Here is an 11,737-nt window from a genome sequence, read left to right as displayed (position 1 = left end):
TATCATTGTTTTATGAAATACTTTTCGTTTCTAGTGACGATTTTAGTGGGCTTAGGATTCTTTGCTGACGCAAAAACGGCAAAGAAAGGAGACTCTGTGGAATCAACAGAAATAGCTTATTTAGCTGGTGGTTGTTTTTGGGGAATGGAAGATCTTTTGCGCAAGATCCCTGGAGTCGTTGCTGTGGAAGTGGGCTACATGGGCGGCACCACTAAAAACGCCACGTACAATATCGTTAAAACCGGAACTACGAATCACGCTGAAACTGTGAAAGTGGTTTTTGATCCGAAGAAATTAAAATACGAAGACCTGCTTCTTCACTTTTTTAAGATTCACGATCCCACAACGGCGAACCGCCAAGGCAATGACGTTGGCACTCAATATCGCAGTGCTATCTTCTACACTTCTCAAACTCAAAAAGAGGACGCAGAACGCGTTAAGACGCGCGTTGATAAATCTGGAGCGTGGAAAGCTCCTGTGGTCACACAGATCGTCCCCGCTGGAGAATTCTGGAAAGCTGAAGAGTTTCATCAGGATTACCTCCAAAAAAATCCTGGCGGTTACACCTGCCATTTTGAACGCAACATTCAGTTTTAGTAATATAGGTTACATCTCCGAAACGCCGCCCTTTTCCGCGTGCAACTTGTCGTAGAGCAAAGTATTGCATAAAGGTAAGTAAGGAGAGGGGCCCTTATGAAACGCATCTTGTTCGCATGGATTTTGACGTCCACAGTTCTGGGATTTTCAACTCAAACATGGGCTAACACGATTTCTTTTCGCTCGGATTATTCATGTCCTTACGTCTGCAATCCAGACTCTGCCCGTCCCGGCTATATGGTCGAAATCGTTCGCCAGGTTTTTGAAAAACAAGGTTACAAAGTAGAGGTAAAAATCAGCACTTGGGTTCGTGCTCTTAAAGACACTCGCAACAATAAAGCCCAAGCACTGTTGGGTAGTAACCAGAATGATGCCCCCGACTTTATTTTCTCGAACAAGTCATTGGGCCTCTTGAAAAATGCCCGTCCAAATCTGAAAGACTCAGAACCGTTTTTATATGTGGGATTTTCACCGAACAATCCGAAATCCAAGATCTACGCGAAAATTTTAAATCAGGGCATTGACGATCTTCGCCGCAGCGGAGAGCTGCGACGGATTTTAGAAAAATACAATCTGGAAGACTGGGAAAAACCGTCTTCGATCTCTTTAAGTGCTTTGAATGATTTTCGCCCCAGTTTCTTCAAGGGCACGTTTGATCTTTTCAACATGTTCAATGCTGGAAGTCTCTAAAACAAAATCGATACGCGTTTCACGCAACGACAATCCTTTAGAAACACGGTCGTGATGAACTTCTAAAATATTGGCCTTCTGACCCGCGATTGCCTGCGTGAGCTTGCTTAGGTTTCCTGGCAAGTCGTCCACGATCACGGAAAGTTCACAAAGACGTCCGCGCAAGATCTGACCACGGTCGATGATTTTAGAAACGATATTTAAATCGATATTGCCGCCGCTGATAATCACGCAGCATTTATTGCCCAGACTGAGCGAACCTGACATCGCCGCGGCCATTGCCGCAGCTCCCGAACCTTCGACAACCGCTTTCGCTCTTTCCATCAAGAACACAATCGCTTCTGCGATTTCGTCATCACTCACCGTCACGACTTCGTCGACGTATTTGGAAATGAAATTATCGTACATCACTTGCGAAGGATTTTTGATCGCAATACCATCCGCAATCGTCGCGGCTCTTTTGATATGACTTAGTGGTTCTTTTTTAAAGAGATGCGCCATTCCCGGAGAACGATCGCTTTGCACTCCGATCACGCGCACTTTCGGATTGATGGATTTCACAGCCAGAGCGATTCCGCTGATCAAACCTCCGCCACCAATTGGTACGATCACGGTATCAAGATCCGGAACTTTCTCCAGAATTTCAATACCGATGGTTCCTTGTCCTGCGATCACGTAAGGATCTTGGTAAGGATGCACGAAAGTGTAGCCATTTTCTTTTTCTAATTTTTGTGCGTATTCGTAAGCTTCATCGTAGATCTCGCCTTTTAACACCACATTCGCACCGTAAGCGCGAGTGGCTGAAGCTTTGCTGATTGAAGCGTTCTCTGGCATCACGATCGTGGCTTTAACGCCTGCCAGACTCGCAGAGAGGGCCACGCCCTGGGCGTGATTTCCGGCAGAGCTTGCCACCACACCGCGAGCTTTTTCTTCCGGAGTCAGATTGGAAATCTTATTGTAAGCGCCACGGAATTTAAAACTTCCCGTGCGCTGTGTATTTTCAAATTTGAAATAGATTTCACTGTTAACCAGTTTACTTGCGCTGAGCGAGTGGCTCATCTCCGTAGGACAAATAACATCTTTAATAAGCTCCCGAGCCTTTTGAATATCTGCGAAAGTAACTTTCATGGTGAACTACGACTCCCAATACGCCGTTAACCCCCAAACAGGGGGATACTCCTTGTGCGGAAGCAGCGTTTCGGTTGCCTCCTTCACACTGGAGTAAAGATTCGAGTGGTTTATACCCATGGCCCTACTCTCGTCGAAAAAATAAAACGGCGCAAGATGCTTTCCACAACATTCACAAGTCGTCACCAGCTCATCCTCAGCTGAATTGACACTTCCGCAGCGATGGCAGAGGCGAAAATGGGTTTTGGACGACATACGTACTCCTTTACGAGATTCCTCAATTTTAGGCTCGTGAAGTCTTCACAGCAAGACGCCGTCTCAATTTAACCTGTTGATTTTACGTAAAAATCTGACTAATGACTTTTCGCGTTATCCGCAAATTGTGAGAGTCTATTTTCGAAGCAGATTAGACAAGTGCGCGAAAGAACGCTATTTTATTTGCCAGCGAAAGGGCATTCAATTCATGGAAACGACATTGGTTAAATCTCTGTTTAGAGATACTGAAAAATATCTGGATAAAGAAGTGAAACTCTCGGGTTGGGTTCGTAAGATCCGCGATCAAAAAAATTTCGGTTTCATTGAACTTAATGACGGAACTTTCTTTAAAGGTGTGCAGGTCGTTTTTGATACAAATTTGCCGAACTTCGAAGACGTGGCAAAACTTTCCATCACAAGCTCAATCTATGTCACAGGTAAAGTGATCAAGTCGCAAGGGGCTGGACAAAACTTTGAAGTGATGGCTTCAAAAATTGAAATCTATCAAAAAGCGGATGCGGAGTATCCTCTGCAAAACAAAAGACACAGCTTTGAGTTTTTGCGTGAGATCGCGCATCTTCGTCCGCGCACAAATACGTTCTCTGCAGTTTTCCGCGTGCGTTCCGTTTTGGCTTACGCGATTCACAAGTTCTTCCAAGATCAAGGTTTTGTATACGTGCAAACTCCGATCATCACGGGCTCGGATGCGGAAGGTGCTGGAGAAATGTTCCGTGTAACGACTTTGAAACTGGATAAACCGCCACGCAAAGAAGACGGCACGATCGACAACTCTCAAGACTTCTTCGGCAAAGAGACAAATTTGACAGTGAGTGGTCAGTTGAACGGTGAAACTTTCTGTGCGGCTTTCCGTAACATCTACACGTTTGGTCCTACATTCCGTGCGGAAAATTCAAACACCTCTCGCCACGCGGCTGAGTTCTGGATGATTGAGCCTGAGATCGCTTTCGCCGACTTGTCTGCGAATATGGAATTGGGCGAAGCGATGATCAAGTACATCATCCGCTACGTGATGGAACAATGCCCAGAGGAAATGGAATTCTTCAACCAATTCGTTGAAAAAGGCTTGTTTGATAAATTGAACAACGTCCTTAACAGCGAATTCGGTCGTGTCACTTACACAGAGGCAATTGAGATCCTAGAAAAATCCGGTAAAAAATTCGAGTACCCAGTGAAGTGGGGCATCGACATGCAATCGGAACACGAACGCTTCTTAGCCGAAGAACATTTCAAACGCCCGGTGTACGTGACGGACTATCCGAAAGAGATCAAAGCTTTCTATATGAAGTTGAACGAAGACCAAAAAACTGTGCGTGCGATGGATTTGCTGGCTCCTGGAATTGGCGAAATCATCGGTGGTTCTCAACGTGAAGACAACCTCGAGCTTCTTGAAAAACGCATGAGTGAAGTCGGTCTTCATCCAGCGGATTATTCGTTCTATATGGATTTGCGTCGTTACGGCAGCTTCCCTCACTCCGGTTTCGGTTTGGGCTTTGAGCGCATGATGATGTACATCACCGGAATGACAAATATTCGAGATGTGATCCCGTTCCCAAGAACGCCTAAGAACGCTTTGTTCTAGACCTTTGTCCAAATATTCCCTCCTAGCCTCTTACTTTGGATGAGAACTCCGAAGAGAGGCTCAGGAGTATCAATTTGAATTTGTTGAATCGTTTTTCTCGCATACTAGTTGCTCTTCTGATCACCGCGACTTCGGCTGTTGCCCAAGGTCCCGATGATTTGCAAGAACTCATTTTGACGGGAGATCTCAACGGTCGCTCTTCACTTGATTTCCGTAAAAACGCCCGCAACATCAAGTATCTGATTCCTGAAGGTTCCGAAGGGACGGTGCTTGAGACGCGCAAACTTAGCCGCACAGGTTCTTATGGAATCAAAGTTCGCATCACGAAAGTGGCTGAAGGTCACAATAACAAAGGAACTCTTCCTAAAGTGGGCGACGAAACCTGGGTTTACTTTTCTCAAAAAGACCCATGGCTGACATTTAAGGATAAAGAGGGATCCGAAGTTCAAGATCCCGAAATCGCTCTCACCTCTCGTGCAAAGCGCGAAGGTGGGGGTATTCCATCTGAAGGCACCGAGGACGCTCACCTTCCTACAAAAGAAGAAGTTCTTCGTGAACAAAAACCCGTCAAATCTACGGACCCGAATCTCGCAAAAGTCGACGATCCTAAAAAGACAGAAGGCGATTTCTGTGCGACGTGCTCCACATCTCAACCTGGTGTCGCCGATAAAAATCGTTCCGATATTCGCGATGTTAAAACCGAAGTTGAAAAAGCGGCCAATCCTAAAATTCCAGATCCAAAATGGGCGAAATTCCCAGGTGTTGCTCGTTACTCTTTAAGTGAAGAGGCCGAGGCATCTATCAAATACGGAATGCGCAATAAAGAGCGTCGTTCAAAAAAACTTTGTTATCGTTACGTGAAGCGCGCCCTTCTGGGTGGTGACTTGGTGGATGATTATCTTCCAGGATCAAAAGCGCGTTATGGCGTCGGTGATCTAAAACGTCGCGGTTTCATCAACATGCTTGAAGATCCACGCTACAAAGGTTTGATCAAAAGTCCAAAGGATGCTCCGAAAGGTGCCGTTCTTATCTATCGCAACACGCGTGACAGAAATCACGCGGGCCATGCAGAGATTAAAACGGATTGGGGTACAAAAGGCGGCTACGTCAGTGACTTCTTCCGTACGGACAAACAACCGATTCCAAATCGCGAGTTGATCGGCGTGATGATTAAGGAGAGACCATGAGAAAACTTTTTTTCTCCGCCTTAGCCCTCACCGTGTTTTTAGCTTTTTCTGCGCATGCAACGACAGCTCAGCAGTCTCTGGAAAAACTGCAAGCCTATTCTGCTAAAGACGTTGAAGTTTCAGCGACAAAAACAGAAGACGCTGTGAGCGCGAAGAACCAAGAGATGATTAAAACGATTGAAGATACTGTGGACTTGATTGTTTCTGGCAAAGAAAAATCAAATCCAAAGTTATTAAAAGAACTTGTTCGTGTCGCTGTTTTAACTTTTGAAAATGATCCTTCAGAGTCTGCTTCTGAAATGCTTTTACCTCTTTATAAAAAAGAGAAAAAGGCTGTCGATGAGGCGATTAAATCTTTACCAAAGAAAGATGCTAAGGAACTTCGCGAGTCGCTTAAAAATACCGCTCGCGAAGAAACTGAAGGCAACGGTTAATTAAACCGCTGCGATTTCGCTAAAGGACTTCACTTCCAGTGAAGCTCCGCCAACTAAGAATCCATTTACGTGAGGTTGTTTGATAAGGCCGGCAGCATTGTCTGGCTTCACACTGCCTCCGTATAAAATCGGACTTTGTGCAAAACCCAATTTAGATAGGATATTGAAAACATCTGTGTGTGTTTCAGCCACTTGCTCTGGAGTCGCCACTTTTCCCGTTCCAATCGCCCAAACAGGTTCATAGGCGATCACCACAGGTTTTGTTTTATCGGCTTTCGCTAATCCCAAATGAAGTTGAGTTTCAAGAACACGGAAAGTGTGAGAGGCTTCACGCTCTTCCAAAGTTTCCCCAATACAAAGCATAGGTGTTAATCCCAAACCTTGCGTGAAGGCTACTTTTTCAGCGATCAACGCGTCTGTCTCACCAAAGATTTTACGGCGTTCACTGTGGCCGATAAGAATATAGCTACCACCAAGTTCTTTTACGACTTGAGCTGAGTTTTCGCCCGTGAAAGCACCAGAAGCTTGGAAGTAACAATTCTGTGCGCCCCATTTGATTGTGGTCCCCGTGAGAGATGTGCTTGCTGCTTCTAAAGAGATTGCCGAAGGAAAAAAGACCAATTCGCCTGTAGCTTTGTTTGCGACTTCCTTGAATTGCGCAAAAAACTCGCGGGTTTCTTTTGGAGTTTTGAAGAGTTTCCAGTTGGCAGCGAAGATCTTTTTCATTTGTTCGTTTCCTTGAGTTTGATTTGGGGAACGTCTCTTGTTCAGCTGTTCTCGGTAGATTGAAAATCTGTCCGTCCTAAGAGGCCTTCCTGACGAGCATCGTGCTCGTCAGGGGATGAAGTTTTGGTTTATCGCTTTGAACGTAGGATTTCTAGGCCTGGGAGTTTGTCGCCTTGGAGGTATTCTAGGGATGCTCCGCCACCTGTCGAGATGTGGGTCATCTTTGAAGCAAAGCCTGAGGCTTCTGCTGCCGCAGCTGAGTCACCACCACCGACGATCTTCACAGCGTTGCTTTCAGCAATCGCTTGCGCCACACCGAAAGTTCCTTTTGCGAAAGCCGGATTTTCAAAAATACCCATCGGGCCATTCCAGAAAATGGTTCCTGCTTCACGAAGTGCTGTAGAGAAATTTTGAATGGATTTAGGACCGATATCCACGCCCAATTCGTCTTCAGCAATCACCACGTCTTTTGTGACGTGAGCATTTGCTGTGTCCGTGATGCCTTTAGTCGCCACGTGATCCACAGGAAGAAGAATTGTTTTATTGCGGGCTTCGATACGCTCGATCATTTCTTTCGCGTATTTCAACTTATCATTTTCCACCAAAGATTTTCCAACTGGAAGACCTTGAGCTTTTTGGAAAGTGTAAGCCATTGCGCCACCCACGATAAATCCGTCAACAACGTCCATCAATCTTTCGATGACGGCGATCTTGTCAGAAACTTTTGCTCCACCCATCACCGCCAAGTAAGGACGTTTGGGATTTTGCAAAAGAGAATCTAACATCGTGATTTCTTTTTCGATCAAGAAACCAATGCCTTTGTCTTTCATCACAGAAGGCAAAGCGTGGATTGTCGCGTGCGCACGGTGAGAAGCACCGAAGGCATCGTTGATGTAGATATCGCAGTAGTTTGCGATTTTTTGCGCGAACTCGACGGAGTCTTTCGTTTCCCCTTCTTCAAAACGCACGTTCTCAAGAAGGATCAACTGATTCTTTTTCAAAGACTGAAGCAAGTGTTTTGGCGCATCTGAATCCGGGTCTTCGACTAAGATCACTTCGGCGTTCAAAAGTTCTTGCAGACGTTTTGCCACAGGCTCCAAAGAAAATTCTTTGTCGTCTTTCGATTTAGGACGCCCCAAGTGAGACGCCATTACAATCTTCGCACCTTTTTCGATGCAGTACTGGATCGTTGGCAAAGATGCCGTGATGCGGTTTTCATCTGTGATCTTTCCGTTCTCCATCGGAACGTTCAAATCAAGACGCAAGAAAACCACTTTGCCTTCAAGTTCAAAATCACGAACTGTCTTAATGCCCTTTAGACCGTTAGCCATGGATTAAAGACCCTTCTTCGCCATGTGAAGTGCGACGTCAACCATGCGGTTAGAGAAACCAGTCTCATTGTCGTACCAAGAAAGAACTTTCACCATGCGAGGACCCACAACCATTGTTGAAGCCAAATCCACGATTGAAGAGTAAGGGCTGCCGTTGAAGTCCACACTCACTAGTTCATTTTTCTCTACAGCCAAAATACCTTTCAAAGCGCCTTGAGAAGCCGCGATCAAAGCTTCGTTCACAGCTTCCTTCGTCACGTCTTTTTTTGCTTGGAAAGTGAAATCCACCAAAGACACGTTTGGAGTTGGAACGCGAACCGAGATACCGTCGATCTTGCCTTTCAACTCAGGCAACACCAAACCCACGTTTTTCGCGGCACCTGTTGTTGTTGGGATCATGCTCACAGCCGCTGCACGTGCGCGGCGCAAATCTTTGTGAGGAGCATCCAAGATTTTTTGATCGTTCGTGTAAGAGTGAACAGTCATCATTGTTCCGCTCTCAACACCGAATGTCTCGTTCAATACTTTTGCTAGAGGAGCCAAGCAGTTCGTTGTGCAAGACGCATTGGAAACAACTTGGTGCTTTGCTGGATCGTATGATTCGTGGTTGATACCGTACACCATTGTGATGTCAGCACCTTTTTCAGCAGGGCCAGAAACCAAAACACGTTTTGCGCCAGCGTTGATGTGTTGCATGAACTCCGCTTTGTCTTTGAATGCGCCTGTGCACTCAAGAACAAGATCCACGCCCAAGTCCTTCCAAGGAACTTCAGCAGGATTGCGAGTTTTAGAAACCGCAATTTTTTTGCCGTTAACAATCAGATTGTGACCTTCAGTAGAAACATCAGCGTTGAACACGCCGTGAGCCGAGTCGTACTTGAGCAAGTGTGCATCACCTTCGATGCTATCCAAAGAATTGATTCCGACGATATCGAGTTTTTCAAAACCCGCACGGAAAAGAACACGACCAATACGACCAAAACCGTTGATACCAACGCGCAATTTAGACATGAGAGAGCTCCTTTTTAAACCCCCTCAATATCGACTTTTGCAGACGAAAAAGCCAGTCTAGACACTATAAGTCATTAGACTGGCTTTATATGAAATTATCTTAAAATTTCAGAGAGAACGGCGCTCTTAGTAGCGAGAAACACCCAAAGAAGGGTAACCGCTATTAGAAACCGCTTTCACAAGCACGTCAGCGTATCCACCCATAGACTCAGCGCGGATATCAATCGCCACAACACGATCACGACCCAAGTTGAGGTTTTCAGAAACCGCTGTGTCACCTGCATAGAACGTTGGAGTTGGGCTCAACTCACGAACGCGGATCTGGCTGCCCGACTCTGTGTGCACGATCGCCTCATGAACGCGAACACCGGCAGACAAGGCGCGAAGTTCGATACGCTCCAAAGACACCGCGTTGTTCACGTTAACACGGATCCACTCACCACCCGTACGACGAGTGATTTGGCTGATATTCGCAGTTCCTTCATAACGAGATTGAGCTGGAGGAGGAGGTGGAAGATTTGGACGTTGTGGAACATCTGGGTAACGAGGAGGTCTTGAAGGTTCTTGACGACCGCCACCGTAGCCACCGCCATTGAAACGAACTTCCGTTTCACGAACTTCATACCAAGAGCCATCACGACGAGAGCACGCGATACCGCGAGTCTCTTCTGTGCTTCTGCGAGTGTAAATCACGCTGGAGTATTCACGGCAGTATTCACCTGTGCGGTTGTTGTAACCTTCACGAGTTGTTGTGAAGCTTCCGCGAGAACCTGTGCGAGAACCGTAGTTACGGCCATCCCAGTCACAACGGTCTCCCAAACGATTGCGAAGAGCGCGGTCTTGCGCTTCCTGGAAAGCGCGACGGTCTGCTTCGTCCATGTCGGCTCCGACTTTACCGCCGATCATAGTTCCTGCGATTGTACCGATGATGATCGCAGCTGTGTTTCCATTTCCTTTACCGATGTTTGATCCGATCACACCGCCGATAACACCACCAATGATGTTGCCGATTGTTTCTTTGTTCGCAAATGCAGGGCTTGTATATTGTACAAGTGAAGCGACAATTACTGATCCTAAAACGAGGTTCTTTTTCATGGAGACTCCTTAATCTAAAGTCTTTGTAAATCCGATGACCCTTAATCCAAGTTCTGTGCCAGGCTTTTTAGTGTCAAAAGGGGACCGAAATCCCCTTCTAGAGCTACTTATCTACGCAACAAGTGACCACAACGTGTCAGTGGAGCAATCTTGTTAGCTGCATAATTTACAGCCCCTGCCGAAGTCATGTTCAGTCCGTTTGAAGAATACGCGAAGTTGTATTCGCTTCTAAAACGGTTCGCGAGCATGTTGATGTGATCAACACCTTCGCAACGGCTTTCAACCCAGCTACGCGCAAAGCTAGTTGCTCCCGCAGAAGTCATGTTCAAACCATCGCTGGCATAAGCAAAACGTTGAGCGGCTCTCAACACAGAAGCCATTTCACGAGCTTCATTTGCCGTCATGTTTTCAACGTATTGAAGCGCGTAATCTCTGGCACCCGCGGAAGTCAGATTCAAACCGTCGCTTGCGTAAGCCACATTGTAAATAGCTTGGTAACGGGCTTTATATTCTCCAACTGTATTGCAACGATGAGATTGGTTGTATTGAAGCGCCCATTGAGTCGCACCTGAATCCGTCAAATTCAAACCATCACTTGCATAGGCGAAATTTTTCGCCGCATAGAACTGCTGATGATCGTCGTCAGAGCAGTAACCTTTCAAACTTCTGTTGTCATAAACAGGAGGTTGCGGTCTTACCGGCTCGTTGTTTTCAAGAGCCAAACGAGGACGACCTTCGTTCGACAAAGCTTTCACTTCAACAGCGGCATAACCACCGTAAGATTCCATGCGAAGATCAATCGCCACAATTCTTTCACGCACATTCAAGTTTTCAGAAACGGCTCTTGAACCTGCATCAAAAACAGGAGTGTTTTGAAATTCACGAATCGCAATACGTTGACCACGTTGAGTGACAACACTGCCTTCGTGAATTTTCACGCGTACCGCCGTCGCCGCTACTTCCACGCGATCCAAAGTCAACGGCTCTGTCACAAGAACGCGATACCACTGCCCGCCTGATTGACGAGTGACCGTGTTGATCGCCACAGATCCTTCACGCAAAGACTGCACAGGAGCTGGCGGAGGAGGAAGATTAGGTTGTTGAGGACGAGGTGCTGGAGTCACGTAACCACCACCGTTACCCGCGTTGCCATTGTTAAAACGAACTTCTGTCGTTTGCACTTCATACCAAGAACCATCAGCACGAGAGCACGCCACACCGCGAGTTTCCTCTGTGCGGTTGTTCACGTAAATCACGCTTGTGTACTCACGGCAGTATTCATTGGTGCGGTAATTATAACCCTCACGCACGGATGTAAAACTTCCGCGCGCACCTGTTCTTGAACCGTAAGAACGGCCATCCCAATCATTACGACGTCCTAATTGATCACGCAAAGCTCTTTGTTGCGCTTCTGCCAATGCACGACGATCTGCCTCGTCCATATCACGGCCCACTTGGCCGCCGATCATTGTTCCTGCGATCGTACCGATGATGATCGCAGCCGTGTTTCCATTACCTTTACCGATTTGTGAACCGATGACTCCACCGATCACACCACCGATAACATTGCCGATCGTTTCTTTGTCTGCATGCGCGGGAATGGACGCTTGCAAAATTGTCGTTGCGACAAGAGCTCCCAAGACCAATTGTTTTTTCATATTCATCTCCGAGTGTTTTATTAAA

The 11,737-nt window shown here is 46.5% G+C and carries 11 protein-coding genes; 5 read left to right on the top strand and 6 right to left on the bottom strand.

What is annotated here, in order from left to right; translation table 11 throughout:
- Window positions 1-12 precede the first annotated feature (12 nt).
- Window positions 13-597: a peptide-methionine (S)-S-oxide reductase MsrA gene (gene msrA, locus AAAA78_RS04910; protein ID WP_340590654.1), complete on the top strand. Its 585-nt coding sequence runs from the start codon at window positions 13-15 to the stop codon at window positions 595-597.
- Between the two features lie 96 nt (window positions 598-693).
- A complete protein-coding gene (locus AAAA78_RS04905) occupies window positions 694-1,287 on the top strand; it encodes a transporter substrate-binding domain-containing protein (protein ID WP_340590653.1) in 594 nt (197 codons plus the stop codon).
- Here the strand turns inward: AAAA78_RS04905 and ilvA are convergent.
- Window positions 1,204-2,415 (bottom strand): threonine ammonia-lyase, encoded by a 1,212-nt coding sequence (ilvA, locus tag AAAA78_RS04900; protein ID WP_340590651.1) that lies wholly within the window; start codon window positions 2,413-2,415, stop codon window positions 1,204-1,206. The genes AAAA78_RS04905 and ilvA overlap by 84 nt on opposite strands.
- Window positions 2,416-2,878: 463 nt before the next feature.
- On the opposite strand from ilvA, the gene asnS reads away from it, so the two are divergent.
- The 3 genes from asnS (at window position 2,879) to AAAA78_RS04885 (ending at window position 5,891) form a co-directional block, all read left to right on the top strand.
- Entirely contained in the window at window positions 2,879-4,270 is a 1,392-nt protein-coding gene (gene asnS, locus AAAA78_RS04895; RefSeq protein WP_340590650.1) for an asparagine--tRNA ligase, read from the top strand.
- A gap of 74 nt (window positions 4,271-4,344) precedes the next feature.
- Window positions 4,345-5,457: a hypothetical protein gene (locus tag AAAA78_RS04890; RefSeq protein ID WP_340590649.1), complete on the top strand. Its 1,113-nt coding sequence runs from the start codon at window positions 4,345-4,347 to the stop codon at window positions 5,455-5,457.
- Window positions 5,454-5,891 (top strand): hypothetical protein, encoded by a 438-nt coding sequence (locus tag AAAA78_RS04885; RefSeq protein ID WP_340590648.1) that lies wholly within the window; start codon window positions 5,454-5,456, stop codon window positions 5,889-5,891. Before AAAA78_RS04890 ends, AAAA78_RS04885 begins: the two co-directional genes overlap by 4 nt.
- Here AAAA78_RS04885 and tpiA read toward each other — a convergent pair whose 3' ends face one another.
- The 5 genes from tpiA to AAAA78_RS04860 form a co-directional block, all read right to left on the bottom strand.
- The gene (gene tpiA / locus AAAA78_RS04880) at window positions 5,892-6,617 is read right to left on the bottom strand and encodes a triose-phosphate isomerase (RefSeq protein ID WP_340590647.1); all 726 of its coding nucleotides are present in this window, start codon (window positions 6,615-6,617) and stop codon (window positions 5,892-5,894) included.
- Between the two features lie 128 nt (window positions 6,618-6,745).
- Entirely contained in the window at window positions 6,746-7,948 is a 1,203-nt protein-coding gene (locus AAAA78_RS04875; RefSeq protein WP_340590646.1) for a phosphoglycerate kinase, read from the bottom strand.
- A 3-nt stretch (window positions 7,949-7,951) separates the two neighbouring features.
- Window positions 7,952-8,959 carry a type I glyceraldehyde-3-phosphate dehydrogenase gene (gene gap / locus AAAA78_RS04870; protein WP_340590645.1) on the bottom strand — a complete coding sequence of 336 codons (1,008 nt, stop codon included), beginning with the start codon at window positions 8,957-8,959 and terminating at the stop codon, window positions 7,952-7,954.
- 126 nt (window positions 8,960-9,085) lie between these two features.
- A complete protein-coding gene (locus AAAA78_RS04865) occupies window positions 9,086-10,054 on the bottom strand; it encodes a beta-sandwich domain-containing protein (protein ID WP_340590644.1) in 969 nt (322 codons plus the stop codon).
- A 107-nt stretch (window positions 10,055-10,161) separates the two neighbouring features.
- A complete protein-coding gene (locus tag AAAA78_RS04860; RefSeq protein ID WP_340590643.1) occupies window positions 10,162-11,712 on the bottom strand; it encodes a beta-sandwich domain-containing protein in 1,551 nt (516 codons plus the stop codon).
- Between the last annotated feature and the right edge of the window lie 25 nt (window positions 11,713-11,737).

This window comes from Bdellovibrio sp. BCCA, from assembly GCF_037996825.1.
GTDB lineage: Bacteria > Bdellovibrionota > Bdellovibrionia > Bdellovibrionales > Bdellovibrionaceae > Bdellovibrio.
Note: the sequence above shows the minus strand (reverse complement) of the source record. Positions and strands in the feature narration are given on the sequence as shown.